Raw genomic sequence first — 26,340 nt, 5'->3', positions numbered from 1 at the left:
TTAAATCAGTTTGAATAGAAATCTCACCGGTTTTATCTGCAGAATATCCTGCCAGATTTTATGTAAATCAATCACTCCCGCCAGCCCCAGCAGTGCCAGCGTAATCAGTACCGTCGCGGCGGTAACGATCGGCATCAGGCGCACCATATTACGCTGAATTTTATCCTGCTGCTTCGCGCGGCGCTCATCCTTCTCATGCTCGACCAGGGTGGCAATGGCGTTTCCCTGGACTCTATATACGTTATTCTCTACCGCCAGCTCGCCGGAAAAAACCAGTGACGCCATTAACAACGTCACCTTTCGGCGAAACTGCTCGTTGCGAATATGCTGATACCACAGCTTGCCGTATAAAATATCGATAACTTCATCGACCGTAATCCCGGATGAGAGCCTTGAAGGCCGCTGGTGCACAAACTCGTTAACGATCAGACCGAGCAGATATATACGGTCCTGACTCCTCACCTCACGCTCGCGGAAAAAAGCGGACACCACCGCAGCCTTACCCCTTAAGAGGGCTGTTTTTATATTTAAAATAGGTAGATAGCAGTTAACAAAATAGCCAAAAACGTTAGCGAAGGTTATCTTCGCCATATTTTTTATAGCTAACAATCTCACTCTCCATTGCGGCCAGGCGGGCAACAGGAAAAGAAATATCGCAATTGGCAGCAGCCTCTGATGAATTTAAACAGCGTATGCTAACATCGCTGCCGTTAAAACCCGTTAACTGATAGCGGTTACGCTCAACGTCGGCAAAATAGACCGCGTAATAATCGTAAGGATCGCCGCCGCGTTCATTTTTGGCCACCAGCTTTGGTAAATGCGCGCCCAGATCCTGGCCTTCAGGCTGGCCAGCGTTTTTCTTAACATAATATGTTCCGTCGAGGTAGGTTTCATACTGCCTATAAATATAGCCTGAGATTGACTCAATCTTTTAGCATTAAGCCCGATCGCTGGTTTATTTTTAGCTAAGAATAGGTTTTACAAATCGGCATTTATCAATATAAAAATTGCGCTCTGGTTCCAGAAAATTGCGCGCGCTGAGCCAGATGCATTAATTCAATCTGATAACGGCGATAACTTAATAGCTTAGCTCTTAGAGTCAAGCGCATTCTGGAGCCAGTGCGCTATGCTTGAACAGAAACTAATAACGTAGTGAGCTTATAAGGAAATCATCATGCGCTACAAAATCATGGCCTTTATTATCCCCTGCGCGCTGGTACTTAGCGCCTGTACCACCGTTACGCCGGCCTATAAAGATAACGGTACCCGCAGCGGTCCCTGCATCGAAGGCGGCCCGGACGCGGTTGCGCAGAAATTTTATGATTATCAGATCCAGCACCGCAATAACGACCTGACGGCGCTGCGTCCCTACCTGAGCGACGATCTGGCGAAGCTGCTCAACGACGCGCGCCAGGATCCGTCCCGCAGCGCCGTGCTGCAGTCCAACCCGTTCTCCAGCTCGGCCACCCCGGCCGATAGCGCGGATGTCGCCAGCGCCTCCACCATCCCGAACAGCGATGCGCGCAATATTCCGCTGCGCGTTGAGTTCAGGCAGGGCAGCAAAGTCTGGAAAGATGAGGTGCTGATGATTCAGGAAGGCCAGTGCTGGGCGGTAGATGACGTTCGCTACCTCGGCATTAACGCCCACGCGCCGGCGGGTTCACTGCAACAGAGTCTCGAAAAACGCGGATAAGGGCGCTGAACCTGCTCTACAAAACCGATAACCCCGGTAAAATGTCGGTATTTCATGCGGTAATGCCGACATTTGCTCCCGCCTCCCCCACGAACCCATATTTTGTGCTAAGTTTAGAGGTAAATGCGGGTTACATTTAACTTTTAACGCATAAATATTGCATAACTATTCTGTCAAAGGTAGTATTTGCGGCCTCAATAGCTATTCGTATCAGACTGCCCAGATGAGTATTAAACTAAACGGCATTAACTGCTTCTACGGCGCGCACCAGGCGCTGTTCGACATCACGCTGGATTGCCCGCAGGGGGAAACGCTGGTGCTGCTCGGCCCAAGCGGCGCCGGGAAAAGCTCGCTGCTTCGCGTACTCAACCTGCTGGAGATGCCGCGTTCCGGTACGCTACATATCGCCGGTAACCACTTCGACTTTACCAAAGCGCCGTCTGACAAAGCCATCCGTGAGCTGCGCCAGAACGTCGGTATGGTTTTCCAGCAGTACAATCTGTGGCCGCACCTGACCGTGCAGCAAAACCTGATTGAAGCTCCCTGCCGCGTGCTGGGACTCAGCAAAGATAGCGCTCTGGCCCGCGCCGAGAAGCTGCTGGAACGTTTGCGCCTGAAACCCTACAGCGATCGCTATCCGCTGCACCTTTCCGGCGGCCAGCAGCAGCGCGTCGCCATTGCGCGAGCGCTGATGATGGAGCCGCAGGTGCTGCTGTTTGATGAGCCAACGGCGGCGCTCGATCCGGAAATTACCGCCCAGATCGTCAGCATTATCCGCGAGCTGGCGGGCACCGGCATTACGCAGGTCATCGTCACCCACGAAGTGGAAGTGGCGCGTAAAACGGCCAGCCGCGTGGTGTATATGGAAAATGGCCATATCGTTGAACAAGGGAATGCTGACTGCTTCGCGCATCCGCAGACCGACGCGTTTAAAAACTATCTTTCACATTGATGTTTTTCGGGGAAATGACGATGAAAAAAGTACTGATTGCCGCGCTTCTGGCCAGCATGAGCCTTTCTGCTACCGCAGCCCAGACCATCCGTTTTGCCACCGAGGCGTCCTATCCTCCGTTTGAAACGACCGACGCCAACAACAAAATCGTCGGCTTCGACGTCGATCTGGCTAACGCGCTGTGCAAAGAGATCGATGCCACCTGCACCTTTACCAACCAGGCTTTCGACAGCCTGATCCCAGGTCTGAAATTCCGCCGCTTCGACGCGGTGATGGCCGGGATGGACATTACGCCTGAGCGCGAAAAGCAGGTGCTGTTTACCGCCCCTTACTATGAAAACTCCGCGCTGTTCGTTGGCCAGCAGGGCAAATTTACCAGCATCGAGCAGCTGAAGGGCAAAAAGGTCGGCGTCCAGAACGGCACCACCCATCAGAAGTTCATTAACGACAAGCATCCGGAAATCACCACCGTTCCGTACGACAGCTACCAGAATGCGAAGCTGGATCTGCAAAACGGCCGCATCGATGCCGTATTTGGCGACAACGCCGTGGTCACCGAATGGCTGAAGAGCAATCCGAAGCTGGCAGCGGTGGGCGATAAGGTGACGGACAAAGACTACTTCGGTACCGGCCTTGGCATTGCGCTTCGTCAGGGCAATACCGAGCTGCAGCAGAAATTTAACGCTGCGCTGGAAAAAGTGAAAAAAGATGGGACTTACCAGACCATCTATAGCAAATGGTTTCAGAAGTAATCCTCAATGAACGAATTTTTTCCATTAGCAAGCGCCGCCGGGATGACCGTCGGCCTTGCGGTCTGCGCGCTGATTATCGGCCTCGCCCTGGCGATGCTTTTTGCCGTGCTGGAGTCAGTCAAATGGCGCCCGCTGGCGTGGCTGACCACCGGCGTGGTAACGATCCTGCGCGGGCTGCCGGAAATCCTGGTGGTCCTGTTTATCTATTTTGGATCGTCGCAGCTGCTGCTCACGCTCTCTGACGGCTTTACCATCAATCTCGGCTTTGCGCAGATCCCGGTGCAGATGCAGATTGAGAACTTCGACGTCAGCCCGTTTCTGTGCGGCGCGGTGGCGCTCTCTCTGCTGTACGCCGCCTACGCCTCGCAAACCCTGCGCGGCGCGCTGAAAGCGGTGCCGCAGGGACAGTGGGAGTCGGGCCAGGCGCTGGGGCTGTCGCAAAGCGCGATTTTCTTCCGTCTGGTGATGCCGCAAATGTGGCGCCACGCTCTGCCGGGACTCGGCAACCAGTGGCTGGTGCTGCTAAAAGATACCGCCCTGGTGAGCTTAATCAGCGTTAACGATCTGATGCTGCAAACCAAGAGCATTGCCACCCGCACCCAGGAGCCGTTTAACTGGTACATCATCGCGGCGGCAATCTACCTGGTGATCACTCTGCTCAGTCAGTACATCCTCAAGCGTATTGACCAGCGTGCGACGCGCTTTGAACGGAGACCCGGCTGATGCTTGACTACTTACCAGAACTGCTCAAAGGGCTGCATACCAGCCTGACGCTGACGGCGGCCTCGATCGTCGCCGCGCTGATTCTGTCGCTGATCTTTACCATCATCCTGACGCTGAAAACGCCGGTGCTGGTATGGATTGTGCGGGCGTATATCACGCTCTTTACCGGTACGCCGCTGCTGGTGCAGATCTTCCTGATTTACTACGGTCCGGGGCAGTTTCCGTCGCTGCAGGAGTACCCGGTGCTGTGGCATCTGATTTCCGAGCCGTGGCTGTGCGCCCTGATTGCCCTGTCGCTCAACAGCGCCGCCTATACCACCCAGCTGTTTTATGGCGCGATCCGCGCCATTCCCGAGGGTCAGTGGCAGTCCTGCGGCGCGCTGGGGATGAGCAAGAAGGACACGCTGGCGATCCTGCTGCCGTACGCCTTTAAGCGCGCCCTCTCCTCCTACTCCAACGAGGTGGTGCTGGTGTTCAAAAGTACCTCCCTGGCTTATACCATTACGCTGATGGAGGTGATGGGCCACAGCCAGCTGCTGTACGGACGAACCTACGACGTGATGGTCTTCGGCGCGGCCGGTATCGTGTACCTGATCGTCAACGGCCTGCTGACGCTGCTCATGCGTCTGGTGGAGCACAGGGCGCTGGCATTTGAGCGTCGAAGCTAACGTTCGAAAATGCATAAATAGTAAATAGAAAGGCGGGTAATGTTGATGACTTACCCGCCTTTTTTATATAAATAAAAAATACTTATACATCTTTATTGAATATAAATTCATTTGATGGCATTGTGAAACCCGGCCGCAAGCACGGCACAACATCATAAGATTGACCGACGGGAGTTCGACGATGAAAAAGTTAGTTCTGGCTGCACTGCTTTCCACTTTCGCTTTTGGCGCCGTTGGCGCAGAAAAAATCAGCTTTGGCGTCTCCGCTACCTATCCACCGTTTGAATCCATGGATGCCAATAATCAGATCGTTGGCTTCGATCTCGACCTGGCGAAAGCGCTGTGCAAACAGATGCAGGCGGAGTGTACCTTTACCAACCATGCCTTCGACAGCCTGATCCCGGCGCTAAAATTTAAAAAATATGATGCGGTGATTTCCGGCATGGACATTACCCCGGAGCGCAGCAAGCAGGTGTCGTTTACCGACCCGTACTACGCTAACTCCGCGCTGGTTATCGCCAAAAAAGACGCCTTCCACTCCTTTGCCGATCTGAAAGGCAAACGTATCGGCATGGAAAACGGCACTACCCATCAGAAATACCTGCAGGATAAGCATCCTGAAGTGAAAACCGTCGCCTATGACAGCTACCAGAATGCGTTTATCGACCTGAAAAACGGCCGTATTGATGGCGTATTTGGCGACACCGCGGTGGTTAACGAGTGGCTGAAAACCAACCCGCAGCTCGGCGCCGCCACGCCGAAAGTGACCGATGCGCAGTACTTCGGTACCGGCCTTGGGATCGCGGTTCGTCCGGATAACAAAGCGCTGCTGGAGAAGCTGAACGGCGCCCTGAAAGCGATTAAAGCGGACGGCACCTATCAGAAAATCAGCAGCCAGTGGTTCCCTGAGTAAGCGCAGGCCCTTCCCGGCCCCGGGCGTGAGCGCCGAAACGGACCGCCGGGAAAATCTTACAGCGGCAGGGTAAAGCGGAAGCTGGCACCTGCCGCCGCCTCCTGCAGGTGAATATCGCCCCCGTGCAGCTGCAGCATGCGGCGCACGATCATCAGTCCTAATCCCCCCGTAGACTCCCGGCGCTGGCCAGGCTCAAGTACCGAAGGTCGTTCAAAGAGGGTTGCCCGCAGCTCGCTGGCGACGCCGGGGCCGCTGTCCGCCACCTCAACGACTATCTGCGACGCCTGCTGGCGCGCCGTCAGGCGAATCACTCCTCCTTCCGGCGTGTGGCGAATGGCGTTATCGAGCAAATTGGTCAGCACCCGCTCCATCATCGATAAATCGGCCACCACCGGCGGCAATCCCTCGGCCAGCGACAGCTGTAAACCGATGCCGCGGGTGGCAATCGCCAAATCGAATTTCTGCGCCACGTCCTGAACCAGCTCGGCGAAGATAAACTTCTCCGGCTGCGGTTTGATGCCGCCATGTTCGAGCCGGGCCAGCTCAAACAGCTGCTGCGACAGATGGCGAACCTTATTGCCCTGGCGCAGCGCGATATTCAGATACTGCTGGCGATCCTCGGCGTTGAGCCGGTCGGCCTTCAGCGTCAGCGTCTCCAGATAGCCAAGCAGCGAGGTCAGCGGCGTGCGCAGATCGTGGGAGATATTGGCGATAAACTCGCGCCGCTGGCGGTCGCTATCGGCCAGACGATCCCACTGATCGGCAATCTGGCGGGCCAGCTCAATAAAGCGATTATGCAGGATCGCCACCTCATTCCCGGGATGCGGGTCGGGCGTCTGCGCCGCCAGGGCTTTGATCGCCACCATGCTGTCCGGGCCGGAGATCGCGACCTGGGCGGTCAACTGACGCACCGGGCGCGTGACCCAGAACCACGCCAGCCCGCCCGCCAGCAGGCCAAACAGCGCCACCAGCAGCAGCGTCCACAGCAGCAGGCTCCACAGCGTCTTCTGCCAGGCGGTGGCCGCCAGTTCGTTAAAGGTTTCGCCCTGCAGAATGATATAGAGATAGCCACGCAGCTGGCCCTCGAGGCGCAGCGGCGCAACGCTAAAGACTTTCTGCTGTCCGAGGCTGCGGGGATCGTCGCCGTAAACCGGCCACGCGGCGCCGGAGAGGAACGCCTGCACCGGCGCCAGATCGATGCGCTGGCGTTTGATATGGCCCGGCGGCGCGGCATCGGCTAACAGCTCGCCGTCGGGAGAAACCAGATAGAGCTCAACGCTGGGATTAAAAATCATCAGCCGGTCGAACAGCGGCTTCAGCGCCTGGCGATCGACCTCCCCCTGCGCATCCAGCAGCGGCTCGCGGGCAACAATTTGCTGCGCCAGGCCGGCGGAAAGACGCTGCACCATCGCGTTACCGTACTGCGCGCTGGTATAGAGCTGAACGAGGCACACCGCCGCCGCGCACAGCAGCAGCAGCGAGGTGAAGACCAGCGCCAGGCGCTGGCTCAGGCTGAGACGGCGCATCATTGCCCCACCTCCTTGCGCTCCACGGCAAACTTATAGCCCTTTCCCCACACGGTGAGGATAATTTCAGGCTCCGTCGGCTCGTGCTCGATTTTGCTACGCAGGCGGTTGATATGGGTATTGACCGTATGCTCATAGCCTTCGTGCTGGTAGCCCCAAACGCTGTCGAGCAGGGAGAGGCGAGAGAAGACCTCTCCCGGATGGCGGGCGAAGTAGTACAGCAGATCGAACTCGCGCGGGGTCAAATCGACAGGCTCGCCGCGCAGTCTGACCTCGCGCGACAGCGGGTCGATATTGAGGCCGTGGCAGGCGATGCGCCCGGCATCCATCAGCAGATTTATCCCCATCGCCTCCTGGCGGCGGAACACCGCTTTGACGCGGGCGATAAGCTCCAGAACGGAGAAGGGTTTGGCCAGATAATCATCCGCCCCCATCTCCAGCCCCTGCACGCGCTGGGTTTCGCTGGATCGGGCGCTGATGATGATCACCGGCAGATAGCGGGTCATCTGGCGGATGCGCCGGCAAATCTCCAGACCGTCAACGTTCGGCAGCATCAGGTCAAGGATCACCGCATCCCAGGGGCTTTTTTCCAGCAGCCTCAGGGCCTCTGCGCCGTCCGCTACGTGGGCAATCTGATACCCCTCGTCCTGCAAATTCAGGCGCAGCAGGGCGGCAATATCATCGTCATCTTCAACTAACAGGATTTTCTTCGCCACCGGTGTCGCTCCGCTAATATCATGCTCTTATTAGCAAAGCTTACCCGATTTTGGCCGGCAGAAGAGTTCACATTTTGTTTAAACTTCGCGGACCAGCAGCGTCAGCACCTCATAGTGCGCGGTGTGGGGGAACATATCGAACAGCTGCACCCGCTCGGTGCGATAGCCCGCCAGCTGAGCAATATCTTTCGCCATCGTGCGGGCATTGCAGCTGGAATAGATAATATAGGGCGGCGCCATGCGGCTTAAATAGTCGCACAGCTCGCTGCCAATTCCACGACGCGGCGGGTTCACCAGCACCAGCTGCGGAACTTCGCCCTCGCCGGTAGCAAAACGGGTGGAGTCCAGCGCCTGGAAACGGAGGTTGCTGAGGCCAAGCTCGGCGGCGGACTGCCGCGCGCAGGCGATGGCCTCTGGTGCAATCTCAATGCCGGTCAGCCGCATCTGCGGGGTGGCGCAGTGCAGGCCGAAACCGCCGACGCCGCAGAACAGATCCCACATATGGTCTACCGGCAGCTGGCGCACCCACTCCCGGGCGGTGGCGTACAGCCGGCTGGCGACTTCGGGGTTGGTTTGAAAGAAGCTTTGCGGGCGGATCCACAGCGGTACCTCGTTGAAGCGCTCCGCCAGCGCCTGCTGCGGGGTGAGGAAAATCTCCTGCTCCCCTTCCATAATCGCCATATGCACCGGCTGAATATTGGCGGTAATCACCTTCAGCTGCGGCAGCTGCGCCTGCAGCCACGGCAGCGCGGCGCGCAGCTGGGCGAGCTTCGCCTCAGAGCGCAGCACAAAGCGCAGCATCATGCCGCCGTCGAGGCGGCTTTCTGTGAGCAGCAGATACTTCAGCTCTCCGCGTCGGCGGGCCACCTGATAGGGCGTGAGGCCGGCGCGGGCAATAAACGGCTTCAGCAGGGCGAAGACCGGCGCAAAGCTTGCCGGGTAGAGCGGACAATCGGTGAGGTCTTCAGGATTGCCGTCGCGATGCAGCATGCCGAGCAGCGGGCGCTCAACGCTGCCGCTGACCACCATTTTGGCCTTATTGCGAAAGCCGGTTTCCGGACCGGAGACCGGTTCGCACCACGTCGCCACCGGGCGTTCTGCCAGCAGCGACCGCAGATCGGCCATTTTATCGGCGAGCTGTTGTGCTGGCGGCAGTTCCAGCCACTGACAGGAGCGGCAGCGGCCCGCGTCATAGAGTGCGCAGTGCATAAAAAGACCTTCAAAAAATCAGGGGCGGGGATTGTATCACCGTTACTGCAGTTGGAAAAAGCGTCGGCACGATGCCGGGATAAACAGCAGCGCCAGCACCAGCAGGTCCGGCAGCTTCTGCATCACCAGCGAACGGAAAATTTCCCGCTTCGATTCGCCGGCAATGCTAAAGAGTTCCGGGTAGCCGTAGCCCAGCGAGGCGGCCCACAGATAGCCGCTGACGATAATCTGCGTCAGCAGATAGATCCAGCGCGCCCGGTTCTGCCCTTTGACCAGTGAAAACGCGCACCAGATTTCAATAAATACCAGCAGCAGGCTTGAGAAGAAGACCAGCGTCAGGGGCCACGTCTGCACGCTGCGGTGGATAAACTCGCCGATCCCCCGCACGCCAAGCTGATTGAGGATCATCAGCAGGTCGAGGGCGCGGATTAAAATAATGGCGAACGCCGCCACCTGCACCAGCGCAGGGACGTTCAGGCGAGCATGAGATGAGCGAGCTTTAGTAAACAATCCCAACGGTTGAGTCTTCCATGAAAACGGCGTCGCACAATCGCGACGCCGGCACCAGGTCTTGCTATCGATTTTAGGGGCTTCAGCCGCGTCTTGCACGCTGGATATCGCGTACTCGCTGCTTTTCTGCGCGGGCCATCAAATACCAGGCGATAAAACCAACAATCCCGACCACGCCGAGGATAAGCGTCGCCAGGGCGTTGATTTCTGGATTGACGCCCATGCGCACGCTGGAGAAAACCAGCATCGGCAGCGTGGTGGCGCCAGGACCGGAAACAAAGCTGGCAATCACCAGATCGTCCAGCGACAGGGTGAATGCCAGCAGCCAGCCGGAAATCACCGCCGGCATGATCATCGGCAGCGTGATGATGAAAAATACCTTCAGCGGCGCGGCGCCCAGATCCATCGCCGCCTCCTCGATGGAGTGATCCAGCTCGCGCAGACGCGACGAAATCACCACCGCGACGTAGGCGGTACAGAAGGTCACGTGCGCCAGCCAGATGGTCAGCATCCCGCGATCCGACGGCCAGCCAATCGCGTGCCCCAGCGCGACGAAAAGCAGCAGCAGCGACAGCCCGGTGATCACGTCCGGCATCACCAGCGGCGCGGTAATCATAAACGCAAAGCCGCTCGACCCGCGGAAGCGGCCAAAGCGCACCAGCACCACCGCAGCGATAGTGCCGAGGATCGCCGCCGCCGTCGCCGCGCAGGTGGCGATAGTCAGGCTCAGACCCACGGCGCTCATCATCGCATCGTCGTGGAACAGCTCGCTGTACCAGCGCGTCGACCAGCCGGCCCACACCGTCACCAGCTTCGAGCTGTTGAACGAGTAGATAACCAGCATCAGCATCGGCGCATACAGGAAGGTAAACCCAATCACGAGGATTAATATTCGCCACGGCGAACGCACTACCGGCAAATCACTCATCCGTGTTCCCCTATCTGTTTTTGCTGATGCTTGTGGAACCACATAATCGGTACGATCAGCAGCAGCAGCATCACGATGGCCACCGCCGACGCTACCGGCCAGTCGCGGTTGTTAAAGAACTCCTGCCACAGCACGCGGCCGATCATGATGCTGTCCGGACCGCCGAGCAGCTCAGGGATAACGAACTCGCCCACGGCCGGAATGAAGACCAGCATCGAGCCGGCGATAATGCCGCCTTTGGTTAACGGTACGATCACCTGGAAGAAGGTTTTCAGCGGGCGGGCGCCCAGATCCAGCGAGGCCTCCACCAGCGAGTAGTCGATGCGCGTCAGCGCGGTATAAATAGGCAGCACCATAAACGGCAGGTAGGCGTAAACGATGCCGATATAGACCGCCAGGTTGGTGTGCAGGATCTCCAGCGGCTGATCAATGACCCCCAGCCACAGCAGAAAGTTATTCAGCACGCCGTTGCTTTTCAGCAGCCCCATCCACGCGTATACGCGGATTAAGAACGAGGTCCACGACGGCAGGATCACCAGCAGCAGCAGGATATTGCGCGTTGAGGGCTTGCTGTGCGCCACCGCCCACGCCAGCGGGTAGCCCAGCAGCAGGCAGCAAAACGTGGAGATCCCGGCCACCTGCAGCGACTGCAGATAGGCCTCAAAGTAGAGCGGATCGTCGGTGAGCTGCAGGAAGTTCGCCAGATTAAGGGTAATCGTCAGCTGACCGTCGGCCCACTCCAGCAGATCGGTATAGGGCGGAATAGCCCGCGCCATCTCCGCGAGGCTGATTTTAAAGACGATCAGGAACGGCAGCAGAAACAGCAGCGTCATCCACAGATACGGCAGCGCAATCACCAGCTTGCGGCCGTGGGCCATTTGCAGGCGCGTCAGCCACGGCGTCGCGGCGTCCGGCTTTTTCGCCCCTGCCGGTGGTTCTAATATACTCATCGCCCTCTCCTTACACCGTCAGAACGACGCAGCTGTCCGCGTCCCAGCATAAACGGACTTCATCACCCCAGGTTGGCGCGCCTTTGCGATGACGATGTTCGTTCTGCAGCTGGGCGCTGAGCATCTGCCCACTTTGCAGTCGCACGTGGTAGATAGACAGATCGCCGAGGTAGGCAATGTGGATCACTTCCCCGACGGCAAAGTTGTAGCCATCCGCCGGCGGCTCGTCGCAGAGCATGATCTTCTCCGGACGCAGGGCAACCCACACCGGCACGTTATCGACAACGGAAGCGTCGGGGTCAACCTTGAGCGGATGCACCAGCCCCGGAGACTTCAGCACCAGGCCGTCCTCCAGCCGCTCCTGCACCAGCCCTTCAAAGACGTTGACCGAGCCGATGAACTCCGCGCTGTAGCGGGTCGTCGGGTGCTCGTAGATCTCCTCCGGTTCGCCGATTTGCACGAACTTACCGCGATTCATGATCGCAATGCGCCCCGCCATGGTCATCGCCTCTTCCTGATCGTGGGTCACCATGACGCAGGTCGCCCCCACGCGCTCGAGGATGTCCACCACCTCCAGCTGCATTCGGTCACGCAGCTTTTTATCCAGCGCGCCCATCGGTTCGTCGAGCAGCAGCAGTTTCGGCCTTTTTGCCAGGCTACGGGCCAGGGCCACGCGCTGACGCTGGCCGCCGGAAAGCTGGTGCGGCTTGCGTTTGGCAAACTCCTGCATATGCACCAGCGCCAGCATCTCCTGCACCCTACTGGCGATTTCGGCTTTCGGCAGCTTGTCCTGCTTCAGGCCAAAGGCGATGTTCTGCTCTACCGTCATATGGGGGAACAGCGCGTAGGACTGAAACATCATGTTAATAGGCCGCTGGTACGGCGGGACGCGCGACAGGTCGACGCCATCGAGCATAATCTGTCCGGCTGTCGGCTGCTCAAAGCCCGCCAGCATGCGCAGCAGCGTTGATTTCCCGCAGCCGGATGCGCCCAGCAGGGCGAAGATTTCACCTTTATAAATCGTGAGATTGACGTCATCGACGGCGTGCTGACCATCGAACGATTTGGTCAGGTTACGGATTTCCAGCAGCGGGGTCAGCGCTTTGGGGGCTTTCATTTGTGGGCGGGAAATTAGGTCATTCACTTAAGCGCTCTCCGGCAAAAACTCACCACCGTATGGCCCGGTTGCCATACATCATTCTTTATCGTGCAGTCGCACCATCCTGGTGCGTTTTTTTAGCCGGGCATACTGCAATACTCCGGCTATTTATACCCTTTTCAGGCCCGGCGAACCGGGCCATCGGGTTTTATTTCCCGCTTTTTACCTTGGTCCACGCGCGGGTGCGCACGCGGTCGATTTTCGGCTCCTGAACCTTCAGGGTGAACAGCTTGGCGAACACGTCGGCCGGCGGATAAATTGCCGGATTGCTGCGGATGGCTTCGCTGACCAGCGGCGTTGAGGCCTTGTTGCCGTTGGCGTAGTACACCTGATCGCTAATCTTAGCGATGACTTCAGGGCGCATCAGATAGTTAAGGAACTGATAGGCTTCATCTTTATTCTTAGCATCTGCCGGCATCGCAAAGACGTCAAAGAACGCCATCGCCCCCTCTTTCGGAATAAAGTAGGAGACGTTGACGCCATTTTTCGCCTCTTTGGCGCGGTTTGCGGCCTGCCATACGTCGCCCGCCCAGCCGATCGCGACGCAGATATCGCCGTTGGCCAGGTCGTTAATGTACTGCGAGGAGTGGAAGTAGCGGATGTTCGGCCGCAGCTTGAGCAGCAGATCGGTCGCCGGACCGGTATAGTCATCGGCCTTCATGCTGTTCGGGTCTTTGCCGAGGTAGTTAAGCACGGTGGCAAAAATCTCTTCCGGTGCGTCAAGGAAGGAGACGCCGCAGCTTTTCAGCTTTTCGAGGTTTTCCGGCTTCAGCACCAGATCCCAGCTATCCAGCGGCGCGTCTTTACCCAGCACGGCCTTCACTTTATCGACGTTATAGCCAATCCCGGTGGTGGCCCACAGATACGGCATCGCGTATTTATTTTCCGGGTCGTGCTTAGCGACCAGCTTTAAGACTTCCGGGTCGAGGTTTTTCCAGTTGGGCAGCTTGCTTTTATCCAGCGGCTGGAACACGCCCGCCGCCAGCTGGCGCTCGAGGAAGCTGGCTGAGGGTACCACCAGGTCAAAACCGGTGCTGCCCGCCATTAGTTTGCCTTCCAGTACTTCGTTGGAATCAAAAACGTCGTACACCACTTTAATCCCGGTCTCTTTTTCAAAATCAGCCACCGTGTCCGGGGCAATATAATCAGACCAGTTATAAACGTGCAGGGTTTTCTGTTCAGCGGCAAGCGAACCGGCAGAGACGGCCATCAGCGCGCCGGTAACCAAGCCTGTTAACCATTTTTTACCAAAGGCGGTCATATCTCTTATTCCTTCTCAATGCCCGTTAAGCACGGACTTAATATACGCAATTATCCGCATGCAAAAATCATGCATATTTTTTCATTGTCTAAGAAAAGGAGAGAGGACCTCTCCCGGAATGGTTGCCCGCAACTGGAAGCAGCGTCAGAATAACTGTAGCCAGAATAAGAGGCTATAGCCCAGGTAAAATAACGGCTTTTATCAATTTTTTATGCAATATGGGTCTACGTGATAAGCCGAAAGCGGCAGAATGGCGGTGAAAAATTCTTTAATGGCGGGTTAATAGCAGAATAAAAGCGTGTAATACGCAGCCGCTCTGGCAGTGGCTGCGCTATTCACCGGCGAGGCTAGTGAAGAAAATGGTGCTGAACCTCCTGCACCGCGAGATCCTCTTCCTCATCGGCCTTATACAGCAGCTGGTTGGCCGCGGCTTCGAGGATAACCATCGAGATCTGCTCCTCGCCCTGGCGGAAGAACCAGCCGAACTGCTCGAGGGTAATGCCAACGCCCACCGGCAGCGCCTGACAAACCACCAGCTTGGGCAGATTGTCGTCCTGGATATCGAGGAAGGCTTTGGCGGTCAGCGAGCTGGCGTTAATCGCCGAGAGATCCGCCGCCAGAGGCAGCAGCGCGGACGGCTTCACCTCCGCCAGCGCGGAAAAGAGCACCACGTTATCCACCAGATCGAGCTTGGCGTCAAAAATGCCGTCGAAGTTCTGCATGTGCGGCAGGTGCAATGCCTGGCAGGAATCACACTCAAAAAAGCTGATGCCTAATTCGTCGAGCCAGTGACGTAACGTATCCAGACCCGGAACGACCAGAGAATCCATATGACCTGTAACCTCTTGCTGTGGAAAAACGACGTCATAGCTTACGCAAAAAACGCGGCGCATACCATGAAAGTGTCATCAATGCGCGCTATCCGCCCATTTTCAGGCAGAATTCCGGCGTCGCCTGGCGCTCAATCCAGGCAATCATGTGCCCGGCGATATCAACCCCGGTAGTGGTTTCAATGCCCTCAAGGCCCGGCGAGGCGTTAACCTCCATCACCAGCGGCCCGCGGTTGGCGCGCAGAATATCGACCCCGGCAACGTCCAGACCGAGCGTTTTCGCCGCCTTAATGGCGATCGCTCTCTCCTGCTCGCTAATCGTCGCCACCGTTGCTACCCCGCCGCGGTGCAGGTTGGAGCGGAAATCGCCCTCTTTCGCCCGTCGCTCAATGGCCGCCACGACCTCATCCCCCACCACCAGGCAGCGAATATCCCGCCCTTTCGCTTCGGCGATATACTCCTGCACCAGAATATGGGCGTTGAGCACGCGGAAGGCGTCAATCACGCTCTCCGCCGCCTGGCGGGTCTCTGCCAGCACCACACCTATCCCCTGCGTGCCCTCGACCAGCTTGACCACCAGCGGCGCGCCGCCGACCATGGCGATCAGATCGCTGGTGTCGTCCGGGGAGTGGGCAATACCGGTCAGCGGCAGATCGATCCCCTGACGCGCCAGCAGCTGCAGAGAGCGCAGCTTGTCACGTGCGCGGGTAATGGCGACGGATTCATTCAGCGGATAGCTGCCCAGCAGCTCGAACTGGCGCAGCGCGGCGGTACCGTAATAGGTGATGGCCGAGCCGATGCGCGGGATCACCGCATCGAAATGCGGCAGCTGGCGGCCTTTATAGTGAATCGATGAGGCCACCGGACTGACGTTCATATAGCAGGAGAGCGGATCGAGGATTTCCACCTGGTGGCCGCATTTGTGCGCGGCTTCAGTCAGGCGGCGACATGAATAGAGCGTCCCGTCCCGGGATAATATGGCAATTTTCACCCTGCACCTCGGCAAAAAGGCCCGTTCAGACGGGCCGTTGATAGCTGACAAGTCTCAACATTCGCGCTGGCCTGGCGCAACGCCCGGATGCCAGTCCGGCTGCAGTTTACACGCAATCAGCGCGTTGCCCAGCCCTGCTTATGCAGATAGTCGAGAATAAACGGGCGGCTCTCTTTAATGATGGTGCGGCGGATATGGTCGCTCCAGGTATCCCGGCGCGCGTTGCTGCTGCGCGACAGGTAGTACTGCGCCAGCTGCTCATCATACTGGGCCAGCACGTCGTCATCGACCGGCTGATAGCCGTTTTCATGGACCAGCATCGCCGCCGGCATGCGCGGCTTAACATCCGGATTATCGGCCGGCCAGCCGAGGCACATGCCAAACAGCGGCAGAACGTGCTGCGGCAGGTTCAGCAGCTCGGTCACCGCCTCAATGCTGTTGCGAATGCCGCCGATATAGACCCCGCCAAGGCCCAGCGACTCCGCGGCCACCAGCGCGTTCTGCGCCAGCATCGCGGTATCGACGGCGCCAAGCAGGAGCTGCTCCGCGAGACCCAACTGGGCGTCCGGGCAAATCTGCAGCAGGCGGTTAAAGTCGGCGCAGAATAGCCAAAACTCCGCCGCCTGCACCACGTGCTGCTGGCCGCCGCTCATCGCCGCCAGCTGCTCGCGCAGGCGCGGGTCGGTAATACGGATAATCGAAGTACACTGTAAAAAGCTGGAGCTGGAGGCTCCCTGCGCGCTGGCAATAATCGCCGCGCGCTGCTCATCGCTGACCGGTGCGTCGGTAAAGTGGCGAATGGAGCGGTGGCTACACAGCAGCTCAATGGTCGGCGTCATCTCGTTTTTCTCTGTCTGACAATGAAGAAGGTGTTTTTTTGCTTTCGGTTAGCTGGGGCGCAACGATCTTCGCCATCCGCCACACCAGCGCGATGGCGGCCGGGATCATGAGCAGGACGCCGGCAAAGATCATTATTAGCGCAGCGGCTGGGCTGGCAAAAGGCGCCGGCAGCTGCAGGTACTGATTAAGCGAGAGCCAGGCCAGCGTCAGCAGTACGATGCCGACGATCTCTATCACCAGAACGCTTTTGGGTAACACAGCGGGCGATCGCATCGCTCTCCTCCGGTCCGTGGGCTTAGCGCGGCGAAGTAAAAATCGTCGCGCAACGAGGTTAGTATAACGGTTTAAAAGCAAAGTCATTTATCAAACATAGCCTTAAACCATCGAAGCAAAAGGCAGAACCTTCTTTTACTCGCCGGCAGAACGCGGCATCATAGCGGTCATTCGCCATCCGGCTGAGATTTAAGGAGAGAAATAATGTTTACCGTAATTTTTGGTCGTCCAGGTTGCCCCTATTGCGTCCGTGCCAAAGAGCTGGCTGAAAAGCTGACCAACGAGCGCGACGATTTTAACTACCGCTACGTTGATATTCACGCTGAGGGCATCAGCAAAAGCGATCTGGAAAAGACCGTAGGTAAACCCGTTGAAACCGTGCCGCAGATTTTTGTCGATCAGAAGCACATCGGCGGCTGCACCGACTTTGAAGCCTGGGCCAAAGAGAACCTCGGCCTGTTTGCCTGAGACGGTTTAATGCTCCGATGAGTTGCTGCGTCTGGTATCGATCCAGGCGCAGATAAACATAAAGCACAGCGCGCCGAGCGCGCACCAGAATACCGCGCTAAACAGCCACGCCAGCTCCTGCCAGAACGTCCGTTGAGTAACAAAGAAAATCCGCATCATCGCCAGGCAAACCGGCGCCGCCAGAATTGCGCCAACCAGCGGCTGCATCACGCGTCGTCCCGGAGAGAGAGAGCTCGCCAGCGCGCCGGGCAGCAAAAAAAGCAGCAGCCCGAGCTCGGGGTTACCGCCGGCCCGAAAGGCGCCTTTCATATGCAACAACAGCGATAAACAGACCACGATAAACAGAAAAAATCCGCAGACGGCACCCGTCCAGGCACGCTCAGCTTTCACAACATCCTCCTGATTCTGCCTCTAACCCACTTCCAATTAGCCCAGTCAGATAAAGCATTCTGGCAATCCATGCCAATAAAGGCTCCCGCCGGAGTAAATACGATTGTGACTAGCCGCAGCATCCAGGAAGGATTAAACTATCGACTATATTTTTACCGGTTATAACGGGATGCCAAAATAGGGTTCGGGACAACGCGAACACTGGAGCAACCTTAGACCAAATAACCATTTCCTTCAACAACTTACTAGTAAATGAGAAGTTGGTTTTCGTGAATATAAACGTCGCAGATTTGTTAAACGGGAATTACATCCTGTTATTATTCGTTGTCCTTGCACTCGGTCTCTGTCTCGGGAAACTGCGCCTCGGGTCAGTACAACTTGGTAATTCCATTGGCGTTTTAGTGGTTTCCTTATTATTAGGCCAGCAGCATTTCAGTATTAACACTGATGCACTGAATCTGGGCTTTATGTTGTTTATTTTTTGCGTCGGCGTCGAAGCCGGCCCCAACTTTTTTTCTATTTTTTTCCGCGACGGGAAAAACTATTTGATGCTCGCCCTGGTGATGGTCGGCAGCGCGATGCTGCTGGCCTTAGGGCTGGGTAAACTCTTCGGCTGGGATATCGGCCTGACCGCCGGGATGCTCGCCGGCGCCATGACCTCCACGCCGGTGCTGGTGGGCGCTGGCGATACGCTGCGCCACTTCGGCCTGCCCGCCGACCAGCTGGCGCTTTCGCTCGATCATCTGAGCCTCGGCTATGCCCTGACCTACCTGGTTGGCCTGGTGAGCCTGATCGTCGGCGCGCGCTATATGCCCAAGCTGCAGCACCAGGATCTGCAAACCAGCGCCCAGCAGATTGCCCGCGAGCGCGGGCTGGATACCGACTCCAAGCGCAAGGTCTATCTGCCGGTGATCCGCGCCTATCGCGTTGGCCCGGAGCTGGTGGCCTGGGCGGACGGTAAAAATCTGCGCGAGCTGGGCATCTACCGTCAGACCGGCTGCTATATCGAACGCATTCGGCGTAACGGTATTCTGGCCAACCCGGACGGCGATGCGGTGCTGCAGAAAGGGGATGATATCGCGCTGGTGGGCTATCCGGACGCCCACGCCCGCCTCGACCCCAGCTTTCGCAACGGCAAAGAGGTCTTCGACCGCGACCTGCTGGATATGCGCATCGTCACCGAAGAGATTGTGGTGAAAAACCACAATGCGGTGGGCCGCCGTCTCGCCCAGCTGAAGCTGACCGATCACGGCTGTTTCTTAAACCGCGTGATCCGCAGCCAGATTGAGATGCCGATTGACGACAACGTGGTGCTCAACAAAGGCGACGTTCTGCAGGTCAGCGGCGACGCGCGGCGGGTAAAAACCGTGGCCGACCGCATCGGCTTTATCTCCATCCACAGCCAGGTCACCGACCTGCTCGCCTTCTGCGCCTTTTTCATCGTCGGCCTGATGATCGGGATGATCACCTTCCAGTTCAGCTCGTTCAGCTTCGGCATCGGCAACGCCGCGGGGCTGCTGTTCGCCGGGATCATGCTTGGCTTCCTGCGGGCCAACCACCCTACTTTCGGCTACATCCCGCAGGGGGCGCTGAATATGGTGAAAGAGTTCGGCCTGATGGTCTTTATGGCCGGGGTCGGCCTGAGCGCCGGCGCCGGGATTGGCCACGGCCTCGGCGCCGTCGGCGGACAGATGCTGGCGGCGGGCCTGGTGGTCAGCCTGGTACCGGTAGTTATCTGCTTCCTGTTCGGCGCCTACGTTCTGCGCATGAACCGCGCAATGCTGTTTGGCGCGATGATGGGGGCGCGAACCTGCGCGCCGGCGATGGAGATTATCAGCGACACCGCGCGCAGCAACATTCCGGCGCTGGGATATGCGGGAACCTACGCAATAGCCAACGTGCTGCTGACCCTCGCCGGGACGCTGATTGTCATCATCTGGCCAGGGCTTCAGTAATTTTTTGAGAAAAAAATGCACATCGGCAGAACTTTTCTTACGGGCATCAGTCATAAGTAGTGCCACTGCTTTTCTTTGATGTCCCCATTTTGTGGAGCCCATCAACCCCGCCACTTAGGTTCAAGGTTGATGGGTTTTTTGTTGCCTGAATTTTGGGAGTTTTGAAATCATAAAGTTAGAGCAAGATATGAATATGAGTGCAGACAAAATGGCGACAACGCTACGACAACCAAGGTAGCTCTAACCCGGAGGGCCCGTAGATATAGCCAGCGCTGATCCGACACTTCCCACCATACCTGGGACCATAAATATGATTACCGCTTATCCAGTATTTTCCGGAATTTCTCGGTCCATAAATGTAACCTCCTGAAATCCAGAAGCGGCCTGACTCTTTCGGGCCATAAATGTAGTTATTACTGATCCAATACTTACCAGAGCTCATAGTCTCATCCTTCTCGCTCGAGTTACCGACAGATGAGAAGAAAGCATGCTTTGTTTGCCTGAAATGATTTGCAAATAGCAAATTGACGTTCAGTCTTTCCGTTTACATGTCGGTCATGAATCATAAAAATCGTCCGCGGTGGATCAGAATCAGGAAGCGAATTGTTAACGGGATAGTTACAGGGAAGGCAACTATACTGGAAACAATCAGGCCATTCACAAAGTCAAAAACCACCTACACTATAAATAACCTGCATAGTATATAATCAGAATTTGGAGGTTTCTTTGTCTATTGCAATTTTCAACACTGTAGGCGCCGTTGCTGGTATCGGAGGCATTGCTTTTGCTGTTTTATACCTAACCTTTAAAGCAATCATTAAGAACCCAGCACTTTTTCCACAACTCCCCCCAGAATATGCATTTCGTATTTTGCGATTATTAATAATATTGACATTCTTTTCATTAGCCATAGGGGTATCAGCCTGGCTCATCTCTATCGCGATACCTTATTGGATTAATAACCACCCCGTGGTCGCGAGTGAAAAACGTTACTTAAATCAATACGGGGAAAATAATTCAGGAGTAGAGATCGTATATCCTGCAGATTGGATTGAGAAAGACGGAGGTACGGGTGTCCCCAGTCTTGTTCCCCCAACAAATTCAAGCGAAAAAAATCTTGGCTTAAATATAGACATAGCGGTTTACAGCATTCCCCGGTCCAGACTTGAGTCATACTCAGGAGCCGATTTGGCTGACCCTAAAAGAGATGCTGCAACGTTAAATGATGATGAGTTTATTGCTTATATTAAAAAATCTACCCAAGATATGATACCAGGTTCTGTAACATGGAAAGGCGAACGACTTGCTAGTGTCCCAGTGAACTCGGACACTAGCCCATCGCATGAATCCACATCAAGTAACGCATGGATTGTTGACTATATATCTGAGAACACTCACTTTAGAGAGTTCTATTTTCTTGAACAACCAGAACGTTACGCCGAACTTCCTGAAGATTATCCTGTAATTGTCATTACCTGTTCGGCACCAGAAGTTAATTTCAGACTAATCAGCGCGTCCTGTGATAAAATTTTTTCTGATACCACCATCATATCAAAAAGCTATTTTTCCGATTAAAAAATCACTTTCCCTAACACTCAGCATTAAATATTAATCTCGACCGAAACCCAGCAAATAATGATTTAAAAAAACTATACATGAAAGAAATTTCATCCGTATTCAATATCACTACATTCTCTTACAAGCGCTGATTTCGACAAAGTTCAGCCCCTGATGGAATACTGTCATCTCGCAGAAGTAGATCGTTCTCAGATTCACGATCATCAAACTCTCTAAAACTCTGTTCTTCCTCAATCTGCTGGCGCCACTGTGCTGAAATGTTCACTTTGTAGGGTTTTTCCGCCTCGGTTTGTTACACTCACCTTGCATAAAAAAGCCCTGCGCAGCCATGAATCAGGAATCTTTAGATGCTGGTGGCATGCGCACCTGGTAGTAGAGTAGTAATATGATGAATGTCCTTTTAATCGGGTAAATATGTTTATGAACGAACTGCAGCAGCTGGGATTTGAACTTCGTGTTAAAGCTAAAGAATTAGCTCTTTCAGCTTTGGCAAAGCATCCGGATGGACGCAGAAATGGCAAGGGAGTTAAGCAGGCTGAAGTGTTTAGACTCTGCGGTCTCGACTGGGGAGATTACCCTAAAGCCCCCAGTACCCAGCAACAATATTGGGCTGTAGCGTTGCTGCGAGAGCTTGAATCTGAAGGAATGGTCGAACAAGTCGAAGAAAAAGGGCCCTGGCGCTTGAGGTGACACGCTGTGTATGAAGTGGCAACAACGATTAGTACCGCCCCGTAATCGCCACTTTTTATTAATAAATTAATTCATTGATAAAATTACAATATTTTTTCATTAATTTTTCTCACCCTCTCCGCGGCCCGTTTGATGGCGCCAGCGGCGGCGTTCGCCATGACATTTGTTCCCCATAGTTTTGCACTAATGAGGCACAAGCTATCTTATTTAAAGACAGATCTTCGGCGCGCTACGCCTCCCCGGCCAGGCGGCCGACCATCAGGCGAATCGCCTCTTTTGACAGCGGCGCGCTGTCGGTGACGAAATGCAGGGTCATGCCCTCAATAAACGCATCCAGACCTCGGGCGGTCTGCGGTTCGAACCACTGCTCCAGCGTCTGCTGGCTGCGCTGCATCCAGCTCTGCATCACCGCCTTGAGCGCCGGGCGGCTGCTGCAGAAGGCATACAGCTGGTACATCAGCTCCATGTTGCGCGCGGTGGTCACCTGGGCGCTAAAAATAAGTTCGGCGATGGCGTCGCAGGCCTCATCGCGGCTGCTCACCTCGGCAAAAAACTGCTGATACTGGGCGGACATCTCAACGGTAAAAATGCAAAATGCCTCCTCAATCAGCGCGTCTATGCCGCTGAAATAGTAGGTCAGCGAACCCAGCGGGACTTCGGCGCAGCAGGCAATCTTACGGTGCGTAACCGCATGAATACCGTGGGCGGCAATCGTGTCCAGGGTCGCGTTCAAAATGCGCTCCCGACGCTGGGGGTCGTTCGGTCGACGGGCCATATTTATCTCTTTCCATTGCGCCCCATTCACAGATCATGATGGGAATAACGATAGCCAACTATTTGCTAACCTGAAGGCTATCCGGTGTATGTACAAATGTACACAAACTTGCTAGTGTTGTCTGCATCTTCTCTTTCACTGGCGTTTACGGATGACAGCGCAAAACTCCCGCAGAGCCCTCCAGCTTCGGCTATGGGCGCTATTTATGTTCTTCTTTATCCCCGGATTACTGATGGCCTCATGGGCCACGCGCACGCCGGCAATCCGCGATCTGCTGGCGCTATCGACGGCAGAAATGGGTATCGTCCTGTTTGGCCTGTCGATTGGCTCCATGAGCGGCATTCTCTGCTCGGCGTGGCTGGTTAAGCGCTTCGGCACCCGCAAGGTTATTCGTACCACCATGTCCTGCGCGGTGGTGGGTATGGCGGTGCTGAGCGTCGCGCTGTGGTTCGCTTCGGCGACCCTGTTTGCCATCGGGCTGGCGATTTTTGGCGCCAGCTTCGGTTCCGCAGAGGTGGCCATTAACGTCGAAGGCGCCGCCGTCGAACGCGAAATGAATAAAACCGTGCTGCCGATGATGCACGGCTTCTACAGCTTCGGCACCCTGATCGGCGCCGGTATCGGCATGGCGGTCACCGGCTTTGGCCTGCCCGCCGCGCCGCACATTCTGCTGGCCGCGCTGGTCGCCATCGCGCCCATTGCGATCGCCATTCGCGCGATCCCCGATGGCACCGGGAAAAATGCCGCCGAGGCCGCTCAGCAGGGGGAAAAAGGCCTGCCGGTCTGGCGCGACGCTCAGCTACTGCTGATTGGCGTCGTGGTGCTGGCAATGGCGTTTGCCGAAGGCTCCGCCAACGACTGGCTGCCGCTGCTGATGGTGGACGGGCACGGCTTTAGCCCAACCTCCGGCTCCTTAATTTACGCCGGATTCACCCTCGGCATGACCGTTGGCCGCTTTACCGGCGGCTGGTTCATTGACCGCTACAGCCGGGTAACGGTGGTGCGCGCCAGCGCGGTAATGGGCGCGCTGGGTATTGGTCTGATTATTTTTGTGGATAACCCATGGGTCGCCGGGATCTCCGTGCTGCTCTGGGGGCTTGGCGCTTCGCTCGGTTTCCCGCTGACCATTTCGGCGGCCAGCGACACCGGGCCGGATGCGCCGAAGCGCGTCAGCGTAGTGGCCATCACCGGCTACCTCGCCTTCCTCGTCGGGCCGCCGCTGCTGGGCTTCCTCGGCGAACATTTCGGCCTGCGCAGCGCCATGATGGTGGTGCTGGGGCTGGTCATGGTGGCGGCGCTGGTCGCTCGTGCGGTGGCTAAGCCGCAGCCTGAACCTGTCATGGAGAACAGCTAATGAGCATCAAACTGATTGCGGTAGATATGGACGGTACCTTTTTAAGCGATGCCAAAACCTATAATCGCCAGCGCTTCCTCAGCCAGTATCGGCGGATGCGCGAGCAGGATATCCGCTTCGTTGTCGCCAGCGGCAACCAGTACTACCAGCTGATTTCGTTTTTCCCCGAAGTGGCGGATGAGATTGCCTTCGTCGCCGAAAACGGCGGCTGGGTGGTCAACGCCGGAGATGACGTATTTAACTGCCAGATGCCGAAAGATCACTTTCACGCGGTCATCGAGTTTCTGCAGACGCTGCCGGAAATTGAAATTATCGCCTGCGGCAAGCGCAGCGCCTATACGCTCAATCGATACAACGATGAGCTAAAAGCGGTCGCGGCAAAGTATTATCACCGCCTTGAGCTGGTAGATGACTTCAATAACCTCGACGATGCGATCCTTAAGTTTGGCCTTAACGTGCCCGATAATCTGATCCCCGAGATGCAGCCTAAGCTGCATGCGGCGCTCGGCGAGATGGTCAATGCCGTCGCCACCGGCTACGGCAGCATCGACCTGATTATGCCCGGCGTGCACAAGGCCAACGGCCTGCGCATCCTGCAGGAACGCTGGGGAATTGAAAATCATCAGGTCGTCGCCTTTGGCGACAGCGGGAACGATATTGAAATGCTGCAACACGCCGGATTCGGCTACGCCATGGCCAACGCCGCCGCGCCGGTAAAAGCCGTCGCCGGTTACGATGCGCCGCATAACAATGAGGAAGGGGTGCTGCATATTATCGATAAGGTGCTGAATCGCGAAGCGCCGTTCGCCTGACGCGCTCCCGGGTGAGGCGCCGCGCCGCACCCGGGGTTGTTAGCATGCGCTACTGCGGATCGTGGCCGCTGCCGACGCTTTTATCGTGCAGGAAATAGATAATCATCGCCAGCCACAGCACGCCGCTTAGCAGGTTGAACAGGCTGAATATTCCGCTGCCCCCCAGCTCATAGGCATGTTTGCTGACTTCAATCCCGACGGTGAAAATCAGCATTTGCAGCATCCCCATCGCCGCCGACACCGTCCCTTTGCTCATATCACTGGCAAACAGCGTCAGGCGAACCAGGCCGGCGTTAGCCAGACCAATTCCGAAGGCGTAGACGCTCAGCCCGGCGGTCATCCACAGATAGGCGTGGGTCGACACCACCGTCGCCACCGCGGACAGCAGCAGGCCAAACATAATCGGCCAGCCGCCGAGGATAATCAGCGAGCGCACCGTGCGGCGGGAGGTCAGCCGCGCCAGCACCAGATTACCGGCAATCAGCGCGCCAAAGATAGGCACCTGCAGCAGGCCGTACTCATAGCTGGTCGCCTGCTCACCGCTGATAATAATGACCGGCGACTGGGCAATCCATGCCAGCAGCGGCAGGCTGACAAAACCGGTGGCCAGCGCCCCGGCGACAAAGCGCAGGTTCTTCAGCACCAGGCCGTAGTCGCGGCCCAGCTCTTTCATCGACAGCTTCTCACCCATGCGGGTGGCGGTTTCCGGCATCGCCCGCTGCAGCCCGAAGAAGGCGATGGCCGCCAGCACGGCAAACAGCACGAACATCATTTCCCACGGCAGGATGTGGACCCATGCCGCGCCGACCAGCGGCCCGAGCAGCGGCGCAATCAGCGCGACGTTAGCCATCAGGGCGGTGATTTTGATACACATCGCCTCATCAAACGACTCCTGAATCGCCGCGTAGCCAACCGCACCGATAAAGCAGAGGCTGATGCCCTGTAAAAAACGCAGCAGCGTGAACTGCTCGATGGACTGGGCCAGCAGCGTCGCCAGGCAGGTGACGATAAACCATACGACGCCGGTCAGCATCACCGGGCGGCGACCAATACGGTCCGACAGCGGGCCGAGCAGCCACTGTAAAAACATCCCGCCCGCAAGGTAGGCGGTCATGGACGTTGGAACCCACTCATTACCGACCTGAAACTCGGCGACCACCGAGAGCATGCCCGGCTGGATCATATCGTTGGCGATATAGGTGGAGAATTCGTATAAAACCAGGCACAGCGGGAAAAGTAGCGCCTGCCGTCCGAGGCGTTTGCCTGAAAGCGAATAATTCTGCATGAAATCTCTTATTTATAAAAAATCGCGCAAAGTTTAATGAAAGTCTTGTCGGGGAGATAGTGAATTGTGAGTGACAGTTAAAAAAATAGCACAACCTTTCTTCTGTCCCCCGCCCCGCGCAATTTTTATTATCCCTGTC

29 protein-coding genes are annotated in these 26,340 nt (G+C 56.5%); 12 read left to right on the top strand and 17 right to left on the bottom strand.

Annotated features, from left to right (window positions below):
* Both EDF75_RS27215 and EDF75_RS27210 read right to left on the bottom strand, forming a co-directional pair.
* Positions 1–489, bottom strand: coding sequence for a hypothetical protein (locus EDF75_RS27215; protein ID WP_243733497.1), 489 nt, complete (start codon positions 487–489; stop codon positions 1–3).
* 79 nt (positions 490–568) lie between these two features.
* Complete coding sequence (locus tag EDF75_RS27210) at positions 569–805, bottom strand: hypothetical protein (RefSeq protein ID WP_243733496.1); 237 nt, start codon at positions 803–805, stop codon at positions 569–571.
* 369 nt (positions 806–1,174) lie between these two features.
* Between EDF75_RS27210 and EDF75_RS03240 the strand changes: the two genes are divergently transcribed.
* From EDF75_RS03240 to artJ, 6 genes are all read left to right on the top strand, one after another.
* Positions 1,175–1,693 (top strand): lipoprotein, encoded by a 519-nt coding sequence (locus EDF75_RS03240; protein ID WP_133597029.1) that lies wholly within the window; start codon positions 1,175–1,177, stop codon positions 1,691–1,693.
* A 223-nt stretch (positions 1,694–1,916) separates the two neighbouring features.
* The gene (gene artP, locus EDF75_RS03235; protein ID WP_041144760.1) at positions 1,917–2,645 is read left to right on the top strand and encodes an arginine ABC transporter ATP-binding protein ArtP; all 729 of its coding nucleotides are present in this window, start codon (positions 1,917–1,919) and stop codon (positions 2,643–2,645) included.
* Between the two features lie 20 nt (positions 2,646–2,665).
* Positions 2,666–3,397, top strand: coding sequence for an arginine ABC transporter substrate-binding protein ArtI (gene artI, locus EDF75_RS03230; protein WP_041147560.1), 732 nt, complete (start codon positions 2,666–2,668; stop codon positions 3,395–3,397).
* Positions 3,398–3,403: 6 nt separating this feature from the next.
* Positions 3,404–4,120, top strand: coding sequence for an arginine ABC transporter permease ArtQ (gene artQ, locus EDF75_RS03225; protein WP_123707160.1), 717 nt, complete (start codon positions 3,404–3,406; stop codon positions 4,118–4,120).
* Positions 4,120–4,788 carry an arginine ABC transporter permease ArtM gene (gene artM / locus EDF75_RS03220; protein WP_133597027.1) on the top strand — a complete coding sequence of 223 codons (669 nt, stop codon included), beginning with the start codon at positions 4,120–4,122 and terminating at the stop codon, positions 4,786–4,788. The genes artQ and artM overlap by 1 nt, the downstream gene beginning before the upstream one ends.
* A gap of 181 nt (positions 4,789–4,969) precedes the next feature.
* On the top strand, positions 4,970–5,701 hold the full coding sequence (gene artJ, locus EDF75_RS03215) for an arginine ABC transporter substrate-binding protein ArtJ (RefSeq protein ID WP_076945035.1): 732 nt from the start codon (positions 4,970–4,972) through the stop codon (positions 5,699–5,701).
* A gap of 56 nt (positions 5,702–5,757) precedes the next feature.
* Here artJ and EDF75_RS03210 read toward each other — a convergent pair whose 3' ends face one another.
* The 12 genes from EDF75_RS03210 to EDF75_RS03155 form a co-directional block, all read right to left on the bottom strand.
* Complete coding sequence (locus EDF75_RS03210; RefSeq protein WP_133597026.1) at positions 5,758–7,230, bottom strand: sensor histidine kinase; 1,473 nt, start codon at positions 7,228–7,230, stop codon at positions 5,758–5,760.
* On the bottom strand, positions 7,227–7,943 hold the full coding sequence (locus tag EDF75_RS03205; protein ID WP_133597024.1) for a response regulator transcription factor: 717 nt from the start codon (positions 7,941–7,943) through the stop codon (positions 7,227–7,229). Before EDF75_RS03205 ends, EDF75_RS03210 begins: the two co-directional genes overlap by 4 nt.
* Positions 7,944–8,021: 78 nt before the next feature.
* Positions 8,022–9,152 carry a 23S rRNA (uracil(747)-C(5))-methyltransferase RlmC gene (gene rlmC / locus EDF75_RS03200; RefSeq protein ID WP_133597023.1) on the bottom strand — a complete coding sequence of 377 codons (1,131 nt, stop codon included), beginning with the start codon at positions 9,150–9,152 and terminating at the stop codon, positions 8,022–8,024.
* Between the two features lie 42 nt (positions 9,153–9,194).
* Positions 9,195–9,668, bottom strand: coding sequence for a YbjO family protein (locus EDF75_RS03195; protein WP_045854613.1), 474 nt, complete (start codon positions 9,666–9,668; stop codon positions 9,195–9,197).
* A 76-nt stretch (positions 9,669–9,744) separates the two neighbouring features.
* On the bottom strand, positions 9,745–10,590 hold the full coding sequence (gene potI / locus EDF75_RS03190; RefSeq protein WP_123707153.1) for a putrescine ABC transporter permease PotI: 846 nt from the start codon (positions 10,588–10,590) through the stop codon (positions 9,745–9,747).
* Positions 10,587–11,540, bottom strand: a complete 954-nt coding sequence (potH, locus tag EDF75_RS03185; RefSeq protein ID WP_133597021.1) for a putrescine ABC transporter permease PotH — start codon at positions 11,538–11,540, stop codon at positions 10,587–10,589. Before potH ends, potI begins: the two co-directional genes overlap by 4 nt.
* Positions 11,541–11,550: 10 nt before the next feature.
* Entirely contained in the window at positions 11,551–12,684 is a 1,134-nt protein-coding gene (potG, locus tag EDF75_RS03180) for a putrescine ABC transporter ATP-binding subunit PotG (protein ID WP_133597020.1), read from the bottom strand.
* Between the two features lie 163 nt (positions 12,685–12,847).
* A complete protein-coding gene (gene potF / locus EDF75_RS03175; RefSeq protein ID WP_133597018.1) occupies positions 12,848–13,960 on the bottom strand; it encodes a spermidine/putrescine ABC transporter substrate-binding protein PotF in 1,113 nt (370 codons plus the stop codon).
* Between the two features lie 347 nt (positions 13,961–14,307).
* Entirely contained in the window at positions 14,308–14,790 is a 483-nt protein-coding gene (locus EDF75_RS03170; protein ID WP_045854609.1) for a type III secretion system chaperone family protein, read from the bottom strand.
* 88 nt (positions 14,791–14,878) lie between these two features.
* The gene (gene rimK, locus EDF75_RS03165) at positions 14,879–15,781 is read right to left on the bottom strand and encodes a 30S ribosomal protein S6--L-glutamate ligase (RefSeq protein ID WP_041144748.1); all 903 of its coding nucleotides are present in this window, start codon (positions 15,779–15,781) and stop codon (positions 14,879–14,881) included.
* Positions 15,782–15,897: 116 nt separating this feature from the next.
* Positions 15,898–16,620 carry a nitroreductase NfsA gene (gene nfsA / locus EDF75_RS03160; protein ID WP_133597016.1) on the bottom strand — a complete coding sequence of 241 codons (723 nt, stop codon included), beginning with the start codon at positions 16,618–16,620 and terminating at the stop codon, positions 15,898–15,900.
* Complete coding sequence (locus EDF75_RS03155) at positions 16,604–16,894, bottom strand: YbjC family protein (RefSeq protein WP_133597014.1); 291 nt, start codon at positions 16,892–16,894, stop codon at positions 16,604–16,606. Before EDF75_RS03155 ends, nfsA begins: the two co-directional genes overlap by 17 nt.
* A 204-nt stretch (positions 16,895–17,098) precedes the next feature.
* Here EDF75_RS03155 and EDF75_RS03150 point away from each other — a divergent pair, with 204 nt between their 5' ends.
* Complete coding sequence (locus EDF75_RS03150; protein WP_004859945.1) at positions 17,099–17,362, top strand: GrxA family glutaredoxin; 264 nt, start codon at positions 17,099–17,101, stop codon at positions 17,360–17,362.
* Positions 17,363–17,368: 6 nt separating this feature from the next.
* Here EDF75_RS03150 and ybjM read toward each other — a convergent pair whose 3' ends face one another.
* The gene (gene ybjM / locus EDF75_RS03145; protein WP_133597012.1) at positions 17,369–17,752 is read right to left on the bottom strand and encodes an inner membrane protein YbjM; all 384 of its coding nucleotides are present in this window, start codon (positions 17,750–17,752) and stop codon (positions 17,369–17,371) included.
* A 269-nt stretch (positions 17,753–18,021) separates the two neighbouring features.
* Between ybjM and EDF75_RS03140 the strand changes: the two genes are divergently transcribed.
* The 3 genes from EDF75_RS03140 (at position 18,022) to EDF75_RS03125 (ending at position 21,975) form a co-directional block, all read left to right on the top strand.
* Positions 18,022–19,707, top strand: coding sequence for an aspartate:alanine antiporter (locus EDF75_RS03140; protein WP_041147558.1), 1,686 nt, complete (start codon positions 18,022–18,024; stop codon positions 19,705–19,707).
* A gap of 726 nt (positions 19,708–20,433) precedes the next feature.
* Positions 20,434–21,282: a hypothetical protein gene (locus EDF75_RS03135; RefSeq protein ID WP_133597010.1), complete on the top strand. Its 849-nt coding sequence runs from the start codon at positions 20,434–20,436 to the stop codon at positions 21,280–21,282.
* Between the two features lie 423 nt (positions 21,283–21,705).
* On the top strand, positions 21,706–21,975 hold the full coding sequence (locus EDF75_RS03125; RefSeq protein ID WP_133597008.1) for a hypothetical protein: 270 nt from the start codon (positions 21,706–21,708) through the stop codon (positions 21,973–21,975).
* A gap of 229 nt (positions 21,976–22,204) precedes the next feature.
* Here the strand turns inward: EDF75_RS03125 and EDF75_RS03120 are convergent, their stop codons facing one another.
* On the bottom strand, positions 22,205–22,750 hold the full coding sequence (locus EDF75_RS03120; RefSeq protein WP_041144744.1) for a TetR/AcrR family transcriptional regulator: 546 nt from the start codon (positions 22,748–22,750) through the stop codon (positions 22,205–22,207).
* A gap of 151 nt (positions 22,751–22,901) precedes the next feature.
* Here EDF75_RS03120 and EDF75_RS03115 point away from each other — a divergent pair, with 151 nt between their 5' ends.
* Together EDF75_RS03115 and EDF75_RS03110 are read left to right on the top strand one after the other, a co-directional pair.
* Entirely contained in the window at positions 22,902–24,104 is a 1,203-nt protein-coding gene (locus EDF75_RS03115; RefSeq protein WP_041144743.1) for an MFS transporter, read from the top strand.
* A complete protein-coding gene (locus tag EDF75_RS03110; protein ID WP_133597006.1) occupies positions 24,104–24,916 on the top strand; it encodes a Cof-type HAD-IIB family hydrolase in 813 nt (270 codons plus the stop codon). Before EDF75_RS03115 ends, EDF75_RS03110 begins: the two co-directional genes overlap by 1 nt.
* A gap of 49 nt (positions 24,917–24,965) precedes the next feature.
* Here EDF75_RS03110 and EDF75_RS03105 read toward each other — a convergent pair whose 3' ends face one another.
* Positions 24,966–26,201 (bottom strand): MFS transporter, encoded by a 1,236-nt coding sequence (locus tag EDF75_RS03105; RefSeq protein WP_045854603.1) that lies wholly within the window; start codon positions 26,199–26,201, stop codon positions 24,966–24,968.
* Positions 26,202–26,340: the final 139 nt, after the last annotated feature.

The sequence above is a fragment of the Klebsiella sp. BIGb0149 genome, from assembly GCF_004362605.1.
GTDB lineage: Bacteria > Pseudomonadota > Gammaproteobacteria > Enterobacterales > Enterobacteriaceae > Klebsiella > Klebsiella terrigena.
This window is presented reverse-complemented; position numbering and strand designations above follow the sequence as displayed.